Source organism: Collinsella sp. AM40-7AC, assembly GCF_003468125.1.
GTDB classification, from domain to species: Bacteria; Actinomycetota; Coriobacteriia; order Coriobacteriales; family Coriobacteriaceae; genus Collinsella; species Collinsella aerofaciens_O.
Genome location: NZ_QSGK01000006.1, coordinates 1 through 17,990, shown reverse-complemented (window position 1 = coordinate 17,990; position 17,990 = coordinate 1). Strand labels below are relative to the sequence as shown.

Here is a 17,990-nt window from a genome sequence, read left to right as displayed (position 1 = left end):
ACTCCGTGCGCCACCATCGGACCCACCCCATCGCCCAAAAAAGAGGGCAGCATAGACCTTTTGGTCATGCCGCCCTCGTTGAATGACAAGTTGTCGCTCTGGCCGCCGCGCAGCGTCAACCAAGTTACAGGCCGAGCATAGGCTCCAGAACGAAGAAGTACGCGAGCACCACGATGCCCAGGATGATGCGGTAGACGCCGAAGCACTTGAAGTCGTGACGGCGAACGAAGCCCATAAGCCACTTGATGGCAATGAGCGACACCACAAAGGCGACGACGCAGCCCACGCCCAAGATGGCGATCTCGTTGGTGCCGAACGTGCCGCCCTTGATGAAGTACTTGACCAGCTTGAGCGCACTCGCGCCAAACATGACAGGGATGGCCAGGAAGAACGTGAACTTAGACGCCACCGAGCGCGTGCAGCCCAAAAGCAGGCCGCCGATGATGGTAGAACCGGAGCGAGACGTACCAGGCACCAGCGAAAGCACCTGGAAGCAGCCGATACCCAGCGCAGTCTTCCAGCTTAGATCCTCGAGCGTGGCGATGGAACCAAAGTCCAGATTCTCGTCATCGTCCTCATCCTCAGCGGTAGCCGTGGCGGGCGCCGCAAAGTGCGCACCGGCGGGACGTCCACCCGACACCACAGCACGCGAACCAAACGAACCGGCAACGGCCATTTCCTCGCGCTTGCTCGCGCGCCAGTTCTCGATCACGATAAACAGCACGCCGTACACAATGAGCGCCAGCGCCACGACGGGAGCATTGTAGAAATGCTCCTCCATCCAGTCGTTGAGCGGCAGGCCGATCGCCGCCGCAGGAATGCAACCGAGCACAATCTTGCCCCACAGCACCCAGGTGTCGTGACGGCCCTCCTTGCCCTTGCTGGGCGAGAACGGATTGAGCTCATGGAAGAACAGCACACAGACGGCCAAAATGGCGCCAAGCTGAATCACGACCAGGAACATGTTCCAGAACGTCTCGCTCACGTTCATCTTGACGAACTCGTCCACCAAGATCATGTGACCGGTCGACGAAACGGGCAGCCATTCGGTGATGCCCTCGACCAGGCCCATGAAGGCAGATTTTAAAAGCTCGATGATATCCAAAGGGACCCCCTCGTTAGACACCCGCCGGTAGATGTTCTGCGGACGATGCGGGCGATGTCCCATTATCAACCGTTGGCGGTGCGACCGCGCCTACCCTTACCAAAAAACTCGCCCGTTCACAGAATTGCGAGCAGTTAAACCGAAATCCTTGGGTATAACTGCAACAAGATAAAGTGTCCGGCGGTCAACGCACCCGCGCCCGCCCGACGCACGAGCCCCGCGCCCGTGCGATAGACCAAGGAGGAAACCATGAACGAGGGTTACACCAAGGTATTTGTTTCACTCGACGGTACTGAGCAGCAGGATTTTGTGCTCGCACGCGCCATCAAGGTCGCCGCGAACAACGGCGCCAAGCTGATTATCGGCCACGTTATCGATTCCACGGCGCTCGAGAGCGCCGGCTCCTATCCGGTCGATTTGGTCAACGGTCTGGAGGAGGCCTTTAAGAACTCCATCGAAAAGCAGCTCGAAGAGGCCAAGGCCAATCCCGATATTCCCGAGGTCGAGGTCATGATACGTGCCGGTCGTATTCGCGAGACGCTCAAAGACGAGATGCTCGACGTGGTCAAGCCCGACCTGGTGCTCTGCGGCGCTCGCGGCCTGTCCTCGATCAAGTATGCGCTTCTGGGTTCGATTTCGACGTTCCTGCTGCGCAATACCGACTGCGACATTTTGGTCGTAAAGTAGCGTTGCTCCCACCGGCCGCGGGGCCTGCGGGGTTTCCACGGGCACGTCCTCGCCGCGTTGCGGCTGCGGGATGTGCCCTTAGGAAACCCCTCCCGGCCTCGCGGCCTTCGCAGCCTTACTTCAGCGAGTTGGCTGATAAAAGATGGCGTGCCGCCCCGTTTGGGGCGGCACGTTTTGTTTGGGCTGCACGTTTTTGTTTTGGGAGATCCATTTGAGCCTCATAGTTATGTTCACGTTCGGGAACATAACGCCAGTTGCCTTAGCTAAGTTCACGTTCGGGAACATAGCCGTCCGTAGCGCAAGACGGCCCGGCTACTCAAAGTATTGGAACTTGTTCGTCGAGAAGGCGAACGTTACGACAAAGCCTTCGCCGGAGTCGGATGCCGCCGTGACGTCGATGCCCATCTTGGAGCATAGGCGCGCCACCAGGTAGAGGCCGATGCCCGTTGCGCGCTTGGTGGTGCGGCCGTTGTCGCCGGTAAAGCCCTTCTCGAACACGCGCGGCAGGTCTGCCGCACACACGCCGCAGCCGTTGTCCGCAACGGTGAGCTCGATGCGCTCGCTCGCCAGGCCCTCGTCCAGTAACGCGCCCGAAAACACGATCTTCGCGCCGTCCTCGCGCGCATATTTAATGCTGTTCTGAATGAGCTGGCCCAGGATAAACTCGAGCCATTTTTCGTCGGTAAAGACCTCGAAGTCGAGGTTCTCGCACACCGGAGCCACGTGCGCCGCAATGAGCTCGCGCGCGTTGGCCTTAATCGCACCCGTCACCAAGGTCTTAAGGTCCCAGCGGCGAATCAGGTAGTCGCGCTCCACGACTTCCGAGCGCGCGTAGTACAGCGCCTGGTCGATATAGCGTTCCACGCGAGCCAACTCGCGACCCAGGTCATCGACACGTGTTGGGTCATCTGCGCCGCCGTCGAGGTTTTCCAGAATCAGGTGAGCCGCCGCCAGGGGCAGCTTGGCCTCGTGGACCCAGCTCTCGATATAGTCGCGATAGTCTTCGGTCTTACGCCGGCCCTCGGCAACCTCGTCGCAGGCGGCTTTGCCCACCCGGCACAGGACCTCGTACTCGAGCTCGCCCTCGGCATAGGTTGGGCATTGCACCATCTCCTGCACCCATGCGGGACTCTCGAGCTCCTCTGCCGCGCGCTCCAACTGACGCAGAAAACGGCGACGGCGAGCGTACTCGATCACGATGCCGAGCATACCGAAGATAAAGGACACGCCAACCGCCACGACCACGATAGAAACGGGTGCGCCGGCGACCGTCAGCACAAAGCAGCTCAGCAGCACGCCGCACGTCCACACGGCGACGGGAAGCAGTGCATCTTTAAAGAACTTGCCAAACGACATAGCCGGCCCCTAGACCGAATAGCCTTGGCCGCGATGCGTCGTCAAATACCCCTTGATGCCGATTTTTTCGAGCGTGGTGCGCAGGCGGTTGATGTTGACGGTGAGCGTATTGTCGTCCACGAAGGCGTCGGAGTCCCACAGGTCCTGCATGATGGCCGAGCGCGAGACGATCTTGCCCGCGCGGCTCAGGAGCAGCGAGAGAATGCGCAGCTCATTTTTGGTGAGCTCGGTGCTGTCGCCGGTCGCCGTGTTGGTGACCATAGAGCGGGCGAGGTCGAGCTCCAGCCCCTTGTGGACGAGCGTGCTGCGCTCGCCTGACGCCGCGGTGCGACGCAGCAGTGCGTTGATGCGCGCCACGAGCACGCGCGCGCTATAGGGCTTGGGAACAAAGTCGTCCGCGCCGAGCGTCATGGCCATGACCTCGTCGATCTCGGTCGTGCGCGAGGTGAGGACGATGATGGGGACCTCGGATTCGCGGCGAACCTCGTGGCAGATATGCTGGCCGTCCTTGACGGGAAGCGTGAGGTCGAGCAGCACCAGGTCGGGCGCGGCGGCGAGAATATCGCGCGAGACATGCTCGAACGATTCGCAGGCCTCGATTTCAAACCCGGCGCGGGCAAGGATGTCGACAAGCTCACGACGAATGGGCTCGTCGTCCTCAACGATATAGATTAGCGCCATGGATTCCGCTCCCCTCTTGGTTGTCTTGCCACCATTATGGCTGCGAAACTGCAGGTGCGCGCCACGCACGTCGCCAAGGTGACAGAACTGTTCGCGAGCGGGGGCGTTTTGTCCGCCTCGCACTCGCAGCGGTGGCGGGAACCAAAATGATTCTTTAATCCCCGTCCCAGAATAATCATTTAGCGGCGGGCGCGAAGCTTTTCGTAGCCGTCGGCAAAGAAGGCGACCGTCGCGGCATCAGACTCGGCGGCGTCGGCGTCGGTGGCAGGCACCACGCCGTGCTCGTCGCTTACCAGGAACAAGGCGCCCTTGAGCTGTGCGGGAATGTCTACGCGCGTGACCGGGATGCCCTTGGTCTGGGCCAGCTGCTCTATGAGCGTCGCCGTGCCACACAGGCACTCGTCCGCCGGCGCCACAAAGGCCAGCTCGCCGTTGTTGACGGCAGCGAGCAGCTCGGGCGCCACGCCGGTTTCGTCGGCCTCGGAGCGGGCCTCGGCGGAGCGGGCACGCAGCGCCTTGGCCGAAGTATCGGCCAGCGGCTCGTACTCACCCACCGTCATGGCGGCATTGCCGTTAACGTCGATCACCAGCATGAGCACGCCGTCGTGCGCGGTGTAATCGCCCTCGGCAAGCGACCACTCAACGTGCTGCTTGGCCCAGCTGAGCATGTTATGGGTAAGCGGCTCGCCCTGCACCAAGCGCTCGGACAGCGCGCGAATGTGACGGTTGAGCATGGGCACCTTTTTGTTGGACATGCGCCAACGGCAGATAAGCGCGGGCTTGTCGAGCGTAAACTTCTCGACCGCCTCCTGATTGGCGCAAAAGTCCTCGTACGCACGCTGGTCCTCGGCATTGCCAAACAGCTCTGCATCATCAATCTGGGGCATGGTCATACCTTTCGTGTTAGTCATTCCGTCCTCTTATACCAAAAAGACGGCCCTCCAAACGGAGCGGCCGTCTTTTGCAGAGATTATTTTGAAGATATGGCCCGGCAATCAATCAGCTTAATGGGATAGAACAACATCTCATTAAGGGTTTTCCAAGTGCCCGAGATTGCCCCGAAAGAGGAGCGCCGCGTACTAAATGTACGCAAGCGACGGTTTGAGGGGCAAGGTCGGGTGCTTGGGAAAGCCCTAGTGCCTAAAATGTCTGGCTCCTGTGAAGACCATTGCGATGCCATGCTCGTTGCAGGCCTGGATGCTCTCGTCATCGCGCTTGGAGCCGCCGGGCTGGATGATGCAGGTCACGCCGTGTGCGGCAAGCACGTCGACGTTGTCGCGGAACGGGAAGAACGCGTCGCTTGCGCAGGCAAAGCCGCCCTTCTCCACGCCCTCGCGCTCGCAGAAGTCCTCGGCGCGCTCGCAGGCAAGCAGCGCAGAGTCAACGCGGTTGGGCTGACCGGGGCCCATGCCAATGCCGGCCTTGCCCTTGGAGACCAGGATGGCGTTGGACTTGACGCCCTTGCAGACCTTCCAGGCAAACTCGAGCTCGGCCATCTCGGCATCGGTGGGCTTGCGGTCGGTGGGGAACGTAAAGGTCGCGGGGTCCTCGGTCACGTGGTCGACCTCCTGCACCAGCATGCCGCCGTCGATGGAGCGCAGTTCCACCTGGGCGCCGTGGTCCACGCCGCCGGTAGCCAGCACGCGCAGGTTGGGGCGCTTGGCCATGCGCTCGAGCGCCTCGGCAGTGTAGCTCGGGGCGATGATGACCTCGACAAACTGCTTGTTCTGATCGGCAAAATGCTCAACCAGCTCAAAGGGAACCTCGCGGTTGCAGGCGATGATGCCGCCGAAGGCGCTCTTGGGATCGCAGGCGAAGGCGCGGTCGTAAGCGGACGTAATGTCCTCGGCAACGGCGGAGCCGCAGGGGTTCTGGTGTTTGAGGATCACGCAGGCAGGCTCGTCGAACTCGCGAACCAGGTTCCAAGCGGCATCGGCATCCAGATAGTTATTGTAGCTGAGCGGCTTGCCCTGGATCTGCTCGGAGCCCACGAGCGGAAACTGCGAGCTCGCGGTGTTCTCGCAACCCTCGGCAAAGCGGTAGACCGTAGCCTTCTGCTGAGGATTCTCGCCATAGCGCAGGTCGTCGACCTTCTCCAGCGAAATCTCGAGCTTGGCAGAGGTATCCGCCACGTCACTTGCCTGGGCGGCAAGCCAACGGGAGATAGCCGTGTCGTAGGCGGCGGTGGTCTGGTAGACCTTCACCTGCAGGCGACGACGGGTGGAAAGCGTGGTGCAACCGCCGGTCTCGTGCATCTCGGCCAGGACGGCGTCGTAGTCGGCCGGATCGGAGATGACGGTAACGCTCGTGGCGTTCTTGGCAGCAGAGCGCAGCATGGAGGGACCGCCGATGTCGATGTGCTCGATGGCATCCGCGAAGGTGACCTCGGGGTTGGCAACGGTCTTCTCGAACTCGTACAGGTTGACGACGACCAGGTCGATCAGCTTAATGCCGTGCTGAGCGGCCTCCTGCATGTGCTGCTCGGAATCGCGGCGGGCCAGCAGCGCGCCGTGAACCTTGGGGTGCAGGGTCTTAACGCGGCCGTCCATCATCTCGGGATAGCCCGTGAACTCCTCGATGGGGGTTACGGGAACGCCCGCGTCCTCGATGGCACGAGCCGTGCCGCCCGTAGAGATGATCTCGACGCCAAAGTCATCGACCAGCGTCCGTGCGAAATCGACGACGCCCGTCTTATCGGTAACCGAGATCAACGCGCGTGCGATCTTCACATCAGATCCCATGCAGTCCTCCTGTCTGGTACGCCGCCGTGCTCTGTGAGTCGGTGATACGTCGATCTGCAGCGCTCGCGCAGCGGCATTGAAAATACTGATTTAATGTAGCGCATCGAGCGCGTCGATGCACCCCGCAACGGTCGCATGTGCAGAAAAAGCTTGCGAGCGGAGGGCATGGGCGCAGCACCGGGCGCGGTGAGTTCATGGAACACAGGGGCACCATAATTAGATGCCAATGGCGTGGTAGAACTGTGCTCGATATGCATCCGCAAAAGAAAGAGGCACTATGGTCTCGCGGGTTCTCTACCGACCGTTTGACACCGAAGACTTCGACGCCATCGCGCTGATTCTGCAGCAGCTTTGGCATAACAATTCGGATAACGATGAGTACAACCGCCTTGAGGCCGCGTGCGACCTTGCCTACTGCCTTTCGTCGTCGACGTTTTCGCAGGTTGCGGTGATTGACGGTCAGGCGCGTGGCATTTCGCTCGCGCGTGCGGGACAGAGCTCCGGCGCCACCGTTAAGGAACATTGGATGGATACCGAACGCGCGCTGCTATCGCAGATGCGTGAGCTGGAGCCCGATGCCTGCGCCGAGTATCTCTCGTTTGTACGCGCAACCATCCGAACCAACAACCGTCTGCTCGAGAGCAGCCCGTTGCCGCACGACAACGAGGTCACGCTGCTTGCCGTGGATCGCGATGTCCATGGCCTGGGCGTTGGCACGGTTCTGCTCGATGCCGCAGTCTCGCACCTGTCCTCGCTTGGAGCGACGAGGGCGCACCTGTACACCGACTCCAACTGCTCATGGAAGTTCTACGAGTTGCACGGCTTTAAGCGCACGGCCACGCACCGCGCCAACCGCGAAGAGCGCCGCCACGCCATGCCGCGCGAAAGCTTCCTCTACGAACTCGATCTAACAGCCTAGCCCAAGCAGCCACACCTAGTCATTTAAGAACGTCCCCAATGACTGATCCCCAACAACTAGTCATTTAAGTCTGTCCCTAATGAGTGGCCTAGGGGGTTTGTAGATAGCCGTGGTCAAAATACATCAAATATGAGTACTGTTACCTTTTTAGTAGCAGCGATTCGGGGCATTTTTGATGCTTATAGGCATGACGACCAGCTGCACGAGCTGACGTAACTCCCCAAATGTTCAATAAAATGGGCTCCTAACGAGAAGTACTCTCATTAGGAGCCCGTTATTATGTGCAAACATATGTGACCAACGCAGCAATAGTACTCATATTTGGCATTTTTTGTCCACTGTCCCTTGCGCGAAGGTCCTCAGCGGAAAGTTTGACCCGTTTCGATGCACAAAAATGGGATGAATCTTCCCTGGCAACCGCCCAGAAAGATCCACCCCAAAGCAAGCGCTCGCTAGAACGTTCCGCCGCCGCCTCCGCCGACGCCGCCACCGCCGCCACCGGAAAAGCCGCCACCGCTGCCGCCGCTCGAGCTATCGGAACTCGAAGCCAGCTCGCGGATGGTCTCGTGGTACACATCGTTGAACGAATCGAGCGGGGACTCGTTGCCGTAGTGATGGTAATACCACCAGTAGCAGGGGTAGTTGTCGTAGAAATCGTCACTGTTGCGCAGGTCCGCAGGCACGGCTTCGGCCAGCTGTCGCAGCACTTCTTTCGAAACGCCCAGGGCAACGCCCATCACCAGCAACTTGTTCCACAAGATCAGGTCGCTGGGGACGGCCTCCTTCAGACGCGTAAAGTCCTCGAGCCAATGCTTGAGCGCCTTGCAGCGAGCCGCCACCTCGGCGCCCTCCGGCGTGTAACGGCGGAAGGTGCAGCTCAGGACAAAGCCCACGATCGTGACGGGGATCGAAATCATAGCGGCACCGACATTGGCATCCGCAAAGTCGGTATAGATCAGAGAGCCCAAAATGCCAAAGACAATGATGATGCCGAGAACCAGGCCGGCCACCATCGCGATAGTGCCATCCGATGCGATAAACTCGCACTCCTCCAGCTTGCCCTTAACCGTGCTCTGATAGTCCTCGAGCTTGTCGCCAACAGATTCAGTACGCTCGCTGGCATACTCCTCCAGCTCGCTAAACGTGCGCGAACGGACGCCGTCTTTATCGGGCTTAACGCCAGCGAAGAAGACCTTGAGCACGTCGCGATCGATGCCGTCCTTCTTGGCAGCCTTCCAGGCCTCGTCGGTCACTGTGATGCGATACGTCTGCTCCTCTTTTTCGCGACGGAGCAGACCCTTCTTCTTGGTCTCGGTCGCTTCTTCCAGCTTGATCACGCGGTCGTCGGTCAGCTTCATCAGCGTGGCGATATATGCCTGATCGGGCACGTCGTTCCAGCTCATAAGAGTTGCAAGCACCGCGGGATGATCGGCGGAGGGCACATCGCGGAAGTACTCGTCCTGGAAGAGCGGCTTGGGCTTGGGCCTGCGCAGCTTGAGCATCACGATTACACCGGTATAGGCAACCGCCACAACAACACACACCACGGCAATCGCGCTGGCAACCGCACGCGCGTGCTCACGGCGGGCGTTAGCTTCGTCGGCCCATTCCTTCTCTTCGCTCAGGATCGTTGACATGCGCTCTTCGCCCGAAGCGGCAAGCTGCGGCACCCAGTCGCTAGGGAAGGCGATGCGTGCCTCGGCGAATTCGCCCTGGTGCACGCAGGGAATGGTATAGGTGACCATGGGCTCGTCCGCATCGAGCGACACGTCGCCCGTCAGCGGGCCGTGGCCCCATGCGCGGAAGTTATCGCCCTTGACGGCAGCCGTCCCGGCAGCGGCATTTGCAAAGTAGACTTCCATCTCGACGTCATCGGAGTCCGCCGACCAGCCGTCGCCGACGAATTTCCAGTAGAGCTCGGCGGTATCGGCCCAGTTCATAACCGCACCGGTCATGGAATAACTCACGTAGTAGATTGCGCTGTCGCCGCTCTCGTGAGGGCTGAACACCTTAATCTTTACGCCGTCGTCGGACTGTTCCACCGTGTAAACGCCGTCGTCGCCTTTATTTGCGCTGTCGACCTTGTTAAACGCAGTGTCGTCTTCCTCGACGCTCAGCACATTGACGACCACCGAGCCGCCTTGCTGGTTAGAGCCTGTATTGATATCCCAATACACGCCGTTAATGTCATCGTCGAAATCGAACTGGCGTCCCTCGACAACGGTCAGCGAGCCATCGGCCTCAACCGTGGCACCGATATAGGTTTGGCTCATGGAGTAGCCGTCGGCGTGCGCGACGGCAGGCAGCAGCAACAACGCAAGCGCGACGAGTGCGCAGACGGAAGCGAACCGCGCAAACAGGCGGCGCTGCCAACAGGGCTGGGCAACGGGGGCGTTCATAGGCACATCCTTTGTCTGTGGTACCAGTAGCGTCATTGTCCCACGTTTGCGGGTTCATGTAACGAACATCTAGGTCAGCGGAGCGTCAAAACGGGCCGAAAGTCACACCCGCGGCCGGCACCTGGGGACGTTCCTTATCTGCCGGCAATCTGGGACACTCCTTGGCATAGCCCGCTCCGGCAATAGATACCACTTCATAGCTCCATCACAGGTGTAGCGGCTTTGTGTGGGCGCGGCGTGAGCCGATTAAGCCGGCGAGCGAGGGGCATAAAGCAGTTGAGCGAAAACGGTTTGCCCCTTTGCCGTTCGCTCGAGGATCATGTCCCCCTTTTCCGCGGAAACCCCGGCAGTTGCGAAGAGCTGCCGGGGTTTCTGTCGTTTGAGAGCTAGATTGATTGACGACGATTAAGGTGCCGAGCCGGTGGTCCGGCACGCGCAACGCGCGGCCTCAGCAACTTGCAGGCCACGGCAGCGTCTCCCCCACCGCGCCCCGCGCTATACTCGTCCGCATGGACATCAACGCACGCAACATAGCAACACCCGCCGCCGACGCGCCAACGACGCCGGCCGCCCCCACCCCCGTCGTGGGGCGCTTTGCCCCGTCGCCCTCGGGCCGCATGCACCTGGGCAACGTGTTCAGCTGCCTGTGCGCGTGGCTTTCGGCCCGCGGCCAGGGCGGCAGCATCGTGTTACGCATTGAGGACCTGGACGATCGCTGCAAGCGCCCCGAACTTGCCACTCAATTGATTGACGACCTGGCCTGGCTGGGGCTGGAGTGGGACGAAGGCCCCTACTACCAGCACGACCGCCTGGACTTGTACGAGGACGCCCTGCACCAGTTGCAATACGCCGGCCTCACCTATCCCTGCTTTTGCACACGCGCCGAGCTCCACGCCGCGAGTGCACCGCACGCGAGCGACGGCACGCCCATCTACCGTGGCGCCTGCCGAAGTCTTTCGGCCGAGGAGGTGGCCCGCCGCAGCGCCCTGCGCGCGCCGGCCACACGTCTGCGCGTGCCCACCGTCGACGACCTCGCAGACGACGTGATCGAATTTGTGGATCGCACGTACGGCGCCCAATGCGAAGCACTCGCCACCGAGTGCGGCGACTTTTTGGTGCGCCGCAGCGACGGCGTGTTTGCCTATCAGCTAGCCGTGGTGGTCGACGACGCTGCCATGGGCGTCACCGAGGTCGTGCGCGGATGCGACCTGCTGGGGTCCACGCCGCGCCAGATCTATCTGCAGCACCTGTTGGGACTGCCCACGCCGCACTACGCACATATTCCGCTGCTCATGGCACCGGACGGCCGCCGCCTTTCCAAACGAGACCGCGATCTGGACCTGGGCGAACTCCGCGCCCGCTTTGGCACGCCCGAAGCGCTGCTGGGTTGGCTCGCCGGACAAACGGGCATCGCGCCGGGCACCACGCCGCGCTCTGCCGAGCAGCTGGTCGAGCATTTTAGCTGGGATGTTATCCGCAAGCACAGGGAGAACATTACCGTAACGGCTGAGTAATCAGGCACCCCACCCCTACGCAACATCCCAGGGCTGGAGTTCGTCGCCCAGGCGAACGATGCAGTCGTAGAGCACGGTATGGCGCTCGGCCGGGTTGGCATCCCGATGAAAATGCCCGTAGTACCAGCGCTTGTAGTCCAAGCGGTCCTCCAGCTCATCGAAAAACGCCGTAAGCCGATCAACGGCGGGGCAATTCCAGCCGGGCGCCGGATAAAGCGTGGGCGAAAGCATGCGCGTAGAGCAGGTGTGGGTGACCACGTAGTCGACCTTCCAACCCACGCTGTCGAGCTTTGCCCGCGCCTCCTCAAAGTTGCGCTCGTCCGGCAGTTCCTGCGGCCACCAGCTGGAATAGGGAATGCGGTATTCTTTGTCCACGCTCGTGGCGCCGCCCATGGTAAAGATCGTTGAGCCGTCGAGCTCAAAAACCTCGCCGCGCGTCAGGCGCCGTATGGGGGAGGTATCCGACAGACGCTGCGTCAGCCCACCGTGCCACAGCTCCATGGGACGCTCCGCCCAGTGATCGAAACGCTCGTGGTTGCCGTCGACGAACAGCACGGTATAGGGGCGCGACTCCAGCCAAGCGATGTCGGCACATTCCTCGGCAGAGAAATCCCAGGGAAAGCCAAAGTCGCCCGCGATAATCAGATAGTCGTCGCTCGTCAGGCTATCCCCAAGGTCCCAATCGCGCAGCTTTTGCATGTCGAGGCCGCCATGAATATCGCCCGTCACATAGACTGTCATCGGATCACCACTTCCCTCTTATAGGTTTCGAGATCGTGCTCGACCTGCTCATCGCCCGTGGCGTTGACCCACCACGGCCACTTAACGCAACACGCCGGCTCGTCGACCTGCGCAAACCATGACTTGAGCTCCTCCAAGCTCACCGGAGCGTAGCCGCTGGCGTCCACGCCCACGTCATAGCGCAGCAGTCCCTGCCGAAGGTTGAACTTGTTGTACGCGCCGCCGCAGCTGTGGATATGTCCGTGCAGATGCCAGCCACCGTGCGACATGCCCTGCCAATCGACCATGGGATAGTGGCTCAGCACGATTTTTTGACGGTCGATCTTGAGCACGCAAATGGGCGGCTCGACGATAAAAGCATCCGCCACCGCAGGCTGCGTCCAGTCTTTGTCATGGTTGCCGGGCAGCAGATGGACGCGCTTGCATGCAATGCTCTTGCGCAGCTCGTAGGCATCTTGGACCGTCATCTTAAAGCTGAAGTCACCCAAAATGTAAAGCTCGTCATCCGCAGCGACCTTGCTATTAATGCTAGCGACCATGGCGTCGTTCATCTGCCCAACAGTCGACCAAGGCCTGTCGGCGAGCCGCAGCATGTTCTCGTGCCCAAAGTGGGTATCGCTGGTAAACCAGATCATGGGGACCTCCTAACGCTCTTGCTCAAAATAGTCACTCGCCGTCTCATCCTGCCCATCGGCACATCGCGCTTCGATCGGCACGATATCTTGGTAGATAAGGCGATGCTTGTCATCGCGCCATTCATCGTCATGGTAATGGCCAAAGAACCAGGTGCGGTAGTCGAGCCGCCCGTCGAGCTCGCCCAAAAAGGCCTGCAGCGAATCGTCGTAGAACTCGCGATTGCACTCCATGCACAGCTCGTCAGCCAAATCGACCGGCGCCTCGTGCGTCACAACATAGTCGACCTTCCAGCCCGCGCGATCGAGCGAGGCGCGACAGTGTTTGATCTCGCGCTCACTCGGCATCTCCTCGGGCCACCACGTCTTTCCCTCCTGACGCCACTGTTTGTCATGGCTCGCGGCGCCACCCATGGCGAGCACCGTGGTCCCCGTGATGTCGAACACCTCGCCGCGCATCAGGTGCAGCACGTGCGGGCGAACCTCGTGAACGAGGCCCCCGTTCCACTCACGCATTGGCAGCCCCGCCAGCAGATGATGGTTCTCGTGATTGCCGTCGACAAAACACGTGGTCCAGGGCTTGGACTCAAACCAGTCGAGCCAGTATTTGTCGGTGTTCGAGCCGCTCCATATAAAGCCAAAGTCGCCGGCAACGATGACAACGTCATCGCGCGTCAGCGTTCGACCCAATGGCCAAACGCGCGACGAGAAGCGACTCGCCCCATACTCGGCAACACCGTGAACGTCTCCGGTAACGAAAATAGACATCAAACAACACGTCCGTGCTGTGCGACTCTGGACAAATCAATGGAAGAAATTGCAGGCCGGGCCGGCATCTGTATCCCTTAGGGCTTACCCTTCGTTCTTCCATCCAAACGGATCAAACACCCAAAAAACTAGATCGAGCACACTGTTGGCGGGCAGCATGTTGGGCAGGGCGTCTTGCCTCGCTTGAGTGCAGCCGCTAATGGTACGCTTGTTTTAATGGCGTTTTGAGGAAGGCTTTTGCACCCCGTAGAACGGTGGTAAATCTTGCCGTTCTTAGTGACGATTACCTTGATTTTTGAGGTATCCACACTGCGGGGCTCGATGGGCGCAGCCACCTCTTGACGAGCTGGCGCTGTTTTCCAAGGCTTGCCTCTCGAAAAACCAAAATCGCAGAATCGATTGATATAGCTGTCGAAACATCCATCGAACAGCAACCCCGTTGCCAGACCCGCCATGAATCCGCAGGCGATCGCGGCCTCTCCTCTTATTTGCATATATCCCTCCTTAATCAATCTTGAAGAAAAAGGCGGCGCGCGCCGCAGAGCCCATGCCCCTGCGGTGCGCGCCAAAAACAGCGCGCTTCCCTGTCCCTAACGGATCAGCTGGCGGCGCTTATCGGACAGGAATACGCCGGCGGCCACCAGGACCGTGCCGCCGATCACGAAGGTCTCACCCAGCAGCTCGGACGCATCGCCCGTGGCGGGCATCGCCGTCTGCCAAGTCGTGGCCTCGGTCTTTGCCTCCGCATGCTTGGCCTGGTACGTCACTTGCGTGACGGGCTGGGTCTGCTCGCCGTTTCCGCGGTCGGCGGCCTCTTGGCGAGCGATCTCGGCGTTAAGCTCGGCAATAGCCTGGTCGAGCTCGACCTTGGCGGCGGTGTAGTTGGCGAGCGCCTCCAAGTATGCCGGCGCCACGGCATCCGTCGCAGCCACGGCGTCATCGAGTTCGGCCTTGGCGGTCGCGGCACGCTCGGCGGCATCGTGGGCCGCAGCGATCTTGGCGTTAAGTACCTCGTCCGCATCGTCAGTGCTGCCGTTGACAATGGCTTCGGCAATATTGATTCTGCGCAGGCGGGCAACCGCGGCGGCAGAGGCGTCGCGCGCGACAGTCGCATCCACCACGGCATCGTCAGCCTCCACCACGTCATACTCGGCATCGCTCACGGCCATCGCCGCTGCATCGAGCGCGGCATCGGCAGTCGCTTTGTCCCCAGTGGCCTTGGCAAGTGCTGCGGCGGCATTCTTAAGCTGAGAGGCGCGGGCGGCAGCTGCATCAGATTTTGCCTGAGCCGTTGCCACGACGGCGTCGGCATCGCTTGCAGCCCGCTGCGCCATATCGAGCTCCACCTGAGTGGCAGCAGCATCGATGCCTGCCTGATCGGCATCGCCTTGGGTGGCAAGAAGTTCGGCCTCCGCCTCGCGCTGATTGGCACGCGCGCTTTCGAGTGCAGACGACGCCGCATCAAACGCACGCTGAGCAGCGGCGATATCGGCTGAGTACGCCGCTAGCTCATCCTGGGCCGCGGCAAGTGCATCCCGTTTGTCGCCAACACCGGCACGAGCGGCGTCCAGTGCGCGCTTGGCAGCAGCCACCTTGCCCTTGGCAATGTCGAGCTCGCCAGACTTGGCGGCCACGGCGTCCTGCGCTGCCGCAACAGCGGCGTTGGCAGCGCTCAAATCGGCGCGGGCATCGCTGACGGCACGCGCGGCGGCGTCAGCTGCAGCCTGCTTTTGCGCCACGGCAGCCTGGGCCTCCGAGGCCTTGGTTGCCGCGACATCAACGTTAGCGGCAGCGCGCTCAACCTGGGTTTGCTTTGCTGCAACGGCCTGCGATGCTGCACTCACCTTGCTGCCGGCATCGTCGGCAACGCCCTGCGCCACAGCAAGCTCCTTGCGTGCCGCATCCACGCCCTGCTCGGGATTTGCCAACGAGTCACACCACGCATTCAACGCAGCCTCATACTCTGCAACCGTCATCGGATTGAGGTTATACGGCTTATACCATTGACCAGAATATACAAATGTTTGCGCCTGTGTACTCCCGTACAGCGTCCCTCGCGTGCAAACGCCCATGCCCGTCACGGTGTAATCGGGGTTGATCACGTTGATGTAATGTCCGACCGAAGGGTTTGGTCCACCGTGCAGTGCGGCGTAGTTATCAATCTGGGAGCTATGCGCTGTATAGAAATCGTAAGCGGCCTTTCCCGTAAGGCCCGACGCGCCCAGCGAGGCGGCGGCAGCATCAAAGATGGCCTTCTCCTGATCGACCCACTGCTTAAACGGATTGCTTCCGTAGTTCCACGCCACATTCTCGCCCACGTTAAACTGCTGAGCGTGCGCGACCTTCGTATCGGAGAAGTTCGCGTCGGCGATGGCGGTCGCCATCATGGCATATGTCACCTTGAGCTCACCCAGGCCAACGCTCGCGCGATACTCGTTGCACGCCTTGAGCCACACGACCGCCTGCTTCATGTTGGCCAGGCTCGTCGCATCGGCCTCCTCGCCCACCTTGTTGTAGCTAGCGAGTTTGCAGTTGAGGATGATATCTGCCGCGTCGTTGGCGCCCACGCCCTTAAAGAACGCGATAGCACCCTGGCGGTAGTTCTCCGCCGATGCATTCGCCGTTGCCTGAGCGGCATCGAGCTTGGCCTGGGCCTGAGCCACAGCCTGGTCGGCCTGCTGCTTTTGAGCCGTCGCCTGATCGAGCGCCTTGTCGGCAGCGTCTTTCTCGTCCTTTGCTGCCGAAAGCTTGGCCTGGGCATCGGCCAGCTCCGTGAGCGCGGAGGCATGATCGGTCTTGGCCTGGTCGAGGGCGGCGTCGGCTGCTGTCTTGGCGGCAACAGCGGCACCCAGCTTGGACTGGGCTTCGGCAGCGACCTGTTGCTGATCGGCAACTGCCTGCTGTGCAGTCTGCACCTCGCCCTCGGCGGCACTCACCTCTTGCTCGGCAGCAGCAAGCTCATCCTCGCGCTGCGACTGCGTGGCCTTGGCGGCCGCCAGCGCCTCGGACGCAGCGTTTACCTTTGCCTTAGCGTCCTCGTACTCCGGGCCCGCAGCGCCCTGCTCGGCTCGATCCAGATCGGCCTTGGCCGCGTCATAGCTCGCCTGTGCGGCGTCCACGTCCGCATCTGCCGCGGTCTTTGCCTGCTGAGCTGCCGAAAGCTTGACCTGCGTATCCTGCTGCTTGGCAGCGGCGTCATCGGCGGCAGCCTGAGCATCCGAGAGCCTGGTCTGCGCATCTTCGGCCTGTTGCTTTGCCTGCTCCAAATCGATCGCCGCCTGCTCTGCGGCAGCCTGGGCGGCGGCTACGGCCTCGGGCGTGGCATCGGATGCAGCGGCCTGTGCGGCCTCGAGCGCAGACTGGGCATCGCTTGCCGCCTTCCGGGCGGCAGTCAGGGCTTCGTCCTTGTCCGTCAGGTTCTTCTTGGCGGCATCGAGCGCAGCCTGAGCGTCCTCAAGCGTCTTGACATCCAAATCGGCCTTGTCTTGCGCAGCGCCCAGCTGCTTTTCCAGCTCGGCCGAGGCAGCAGAGGCCGCGCTATCGCTTGCACCGCGGGCCGCGTCATAGGCGCCCTGCGCCCGCTGCTGGTTGGCGGCAGCGGCATCGTAGGGAGCAGCAGCCGCTTCCAGATCGGCCTTGGCAGCAGCAGCTTTGGCACGCGCCGCATCAACTGCAGCCTGCAGGTCGGCGACCTTTTGCGCCGCAGACACAGCACCCGCGCCAGCACCGGCGGCCGCAGCGCTCGTCAGCGGCGACATCACCGCAGCCGTTGCGCCCGCAGCGCCAATGCCATCCGCACCCTGCGCCGCCGCGGCCAGGGGCGACAGCAGCGAGCCGCCCGTCATGGCAATCGTCGCCGCAGCAACTGTCGCCACGCGTCCAGCCGCCTTGGCCTTACCCAAAGCCTTGCCGTTCATGTCCTTATTCATGTTCTTGCTCATTGCCGATTCCTTCCCACGGTGAGCCGTTGTTTGCCACAGATAGTCGATCCAACTTGCCCCATTAAAAAGAGGTGATAACGGGGTAATTAAATTGAGCGAATTGAATCGTGATGAAACTGATCTCCGCAAAAGCCAAACTCATAGTTCCGCTCGCGCTCAATCTCATCTAAATACTCGAGTTCTTCGCCGCATGGCTTCTCTTCATCTAGAAATACAAGCCCGTTCTCTGCGCGAGAACCGACAGTGCAACCAAGGATAGTCTCGAGATTAATGTAACTACTATTATCGTTGTTAAAGGAGAAACTGCTGGTGCTCATGCTCAAGTCCCGTCTACATAAACTCAAATTGCTGTGCTTGGCCTCTTTTAGAGACCCCATCTCATACGCTATGACTGCAGTATATGCGCTCCGCTTGTATGTTGCAAGAACAATTTTATTTTTCTAACGCATATAACGGATGCCTTGATTCTCATTTTCATTGCAACAGCCTCAGGACTCAGCGCAACG

The 17,990-nt window shown here is 60.9% G+C and carries 14 protein-coding genes; 3 read left to right on the top strand and 11 right to left on the bottom strand.

What is annotated here, in order from left to right; genetic code table 11:
* Positions 1-124: 124 nt before the first annotated feature.
* Entirely contained in the window at positions 125-1,105 is a 981-nt protein-coding gene (locus DW892_RS06215) for an undecaprenyl-diphosphate phosphatase (protein ID WP_117766421.1), read from the bottom strand.
* A 249-nt stretch (positions 1,106-1,354) separates the two neighbouring features.
* Here DW892_RS06215 and DW892_RS06210 point away from each other — a divergent pair, with 249 nt between their 5' ends.
* Complete coding sequence (locus DW892_RS06210; protein WP_117583590.1) at positions 1,355-1,792, top strand: universal stress protein; 438 nt, start codon at positions 1,355-1,357, stop codon at positions 1,790-1,792.
* A gap of 312 nt (positions 1,793-2,104) precedes the next feature.
* On the opposite strand, the gene DW892_RS06205 is transcribed toward DW892_RS06210, so the two are convergent.
* The 4 genes from DW892_RS06205 to purH form a co-directional block, all read right to left on the bottom strand.
* Positions 2,105-3,148 (bottom strand): sensor histidine kinase, encoded by a 1,044-nt coding sequence (locus DW892_RS06205; protein WP_117766419.1) that lies wholly within the window; start codon positions 3,146-3,148, stop codon positions 2,105-2,107.
* A gap of 9 nt (positions 3,149-3,157) precedes the next feature.
* Entirely contained in the window at positions 3,158-3,829 is a 672-nt protein-coding gene (locus DW892_RS06200) for a response regulator transcription factor (protein WP_117564915.1), read from the bottom strand.
* 179 nt (positions 3,830-4,008) lie between these two features.
* Entirely contained in the window at positions 4,009-4,740 is a 732-nt protein-coding gene (locus tag DW892_RS06195) for a hypothetical protein (RefSeq protein WP_117759752.1), read from the bottom strand.
* Between the two features lie 222 nt (positions 4,741-4,962).
* Complete coding sequence (gene purH, locus DW892_RS06190; protein ID WP_117766417.1) at positions 4,963-6,570, bottom strand: bifunctional phosphoribosylaminoimidazolecarboxamide formyltransferase/IMP cyclohydrolase; 1,608 nt, start codon at positions 6,568-6,570, stop codon at positions 4,963-4,965.
* A gap of 277 nt (positions 6,571-6,847) precedes the next feature.
* Between purH and DW892_RS06185 the strand changes: the two genes are divergently transcribed.
* Positions 6,848-7,489, top strand: a complete 642-nt coding sequence (locus tag DW892_RS06185) for a GNAT family N-acetyltransferase (protein ID WP_117635615.1) — start codon at positions 6,848-6,850, stop codon at positions 7,487-7,489.
* A 452-nt stretch (positions 7,490-7,941) separates the two neighbouring features.
* Here the strand turns inward: DW892_RS06185 and DW892_RS10400 are convergent, their stop codons facing one another.
* A complete protein-coding gene (locus tag DW892_RS10400) occupies positions 7,942-9,888 on the bottom strand; it encodes a DUF2207 domain-containing protein (protein ID WP_158567035.1) in 1,947 nt (648 codons plus the stop codon).
* Positions 9,889-10,397: 509 nt separating this feature from the next.
* On the opposite strand from DW892_RS10400, the gene gluQRS reads away from it, so the two are divergent.
* Positions 10,398-11,402: a tRNA glutamyl-Q(34) synthetase GluQRS gene (gluQRS, locus tag DW892_RS06175; protein ID WP_117766415.1), complete on the top strand. Its 1,005-nt coding sequence runs from the start codon at positions 10,398-10,400 to the stop codon at positions 11,400-11,402.
* Between the two features lie 15 nt (positions 11,403-11,417).
* Here the strand turns inward: gluQRS and DW892_RS06170 are convergent, their stop codons facing one another.
* The 5 genes from DW892_RS06170 to DW892_RS06155 all read right to left on the bottom strand — a co-directional run bounded on the left by DW892_RS06170 (position 11,418) and on the right by DW892_RS06155 (position 17,484).
* Positions 11,418-12,143 carry a metallophosphoesterase gene (locus DW892_RS06170; RefSeq protein ID WP_117766413.1) on the bottom strand — a complete coding sequence of 242 codons (726 nt, stop codon included), beginning with the start codon at positions 12,141-12,143 and terminating at the stop codon, positions 11,418-11,420.
* Positions 12,140-12,778, bottom strand: a complete 639-nt coding sequence (locus DW892_RS06165; protein WP_117766411.1) for a metallophosphoesterase — start codon at positions 12,776-12,778, stop codon at positions 12,140-12,142. Before DW892_RS06165 ends, DW892_RS06170 begins: the two co-directional genes overlap by 4 nt.
* Positions 12,779-12,787: 9 nt before the next feature.
* Positions 12,788-13,543: a metallophosphoesterase gene (locus DW892_RS06160; protein WP_089572443.1), complete on the bottom strand. Its 756-nt coding sequence runs from the start codon at positions 13,541-13,543 to the stop codon at positions 12,788-12,790.
* Between the two features lie 128 nt (positions 13,544-13,671).
* The gene (locus DW892_RS10305) at positions 13,672-14,112 is read right to left on the bottom strand and encodes a hypothetical protein (protein ID WP_147349712.1); all 441 of its coding nucleotides are present in this window, start codon (positions 14,110-14,112) and stop codon (positions 13,672-13,674) included.
* A 21-nt stretch (positions 14,113-14,133) separates the two neighbouring features.
* Complete coding sequence (locus DW892_RS06155) at positions 14,134-17,484, bottom strand: CAP domain-containing protein (protein ID WP_117766409.1); 3,351 nt, start codon at positions 17,482-17,484, stop codon at positions 14,134-14,136.
* Between the last annotated feature and the right edge of the window lie 506 nt (positions 17,485-17,990).

Coding starts and splice junctions, on each gene's coding strand:
- DW892_RS06200 (WP_117564915.1), bottom strand. CDS start 3,829: ATGGCGCTAATCTATATCGTTGAGGACGACGAGCCCATTCGTCGTGAG.
- DW892_RS06185 (WP_117635615.1), top strand. CDS start 6,848: ATGGTCTCGCGGGTTCTCTACCGACCGTTTGACACCGAAGACTTCGAC.
- DW892_RS06160 (WP_089572443.1), bottom strand. CDS start 13,543: ATGTCTATTTTCGTTACCGGAGACGTTCACGGTGTTGCCGAGTATGGG.
- DW892_RS10400 (WP_158567035.1), bottom strand. CDS start 9,888: ATGAACGCCCCCGTTGCCCAGCCCTGTTGGCAGCGCCGCCTGTTTGCG.
- purH (WP_117766417.1), bottom strand. CDS start 6,570: ATGGGATCTGATGTGAAGATCGCACGCGCGTTGATCTCGGTTACCGAT.
- DW892_RS06155 (WP_117766409.1), bottom strand. CDS start 17,484: ATGAGCAAGAACATGAATAAGGACATGAACGGCAAGGCTTTGGGTAAG.
- DW892_RS06170 (WP_117766413.1), bottom strand. CDS start 12,143: ATGACAGTCTATGTGACGGGCGATATTCATGGCGGCCTCGACATGCAA.
- DW892_RS06195 (WP_117759752.1), bottom strand. CDS start 4,740: ATGACTAACACGAAAGGTATGACCATGCCCCAGATTGATGATGCAGAG.
- DW892_RS06165 (WP_117766411.1), bottom strand. CDS start 12,778: ATGATCTGGTTTACCAGCGATACCCACTTTGGGCACGAGAACATGCTG.
- gluQRS (WP_117766415.1), top strand. CDS start 10,398: ATGGACATCAACGCACGCAACATAGCAACACCCGCCGCCGACGCGCCA.
- DW892_RS06205 (WP_117766419.1), bottom strand. CDS start 3,148: ATGTCGTTTGGCAAGTTCTTTAAAGATGCACTGCTTCCCGTCGCCGTG.
- DW892_RS06210 (WP_117583590.1), top strand. CDS start 1,355: ATGAACGAGGGTTACACCAAGGTATTTGTTTCACTCGACGGTACTGAG.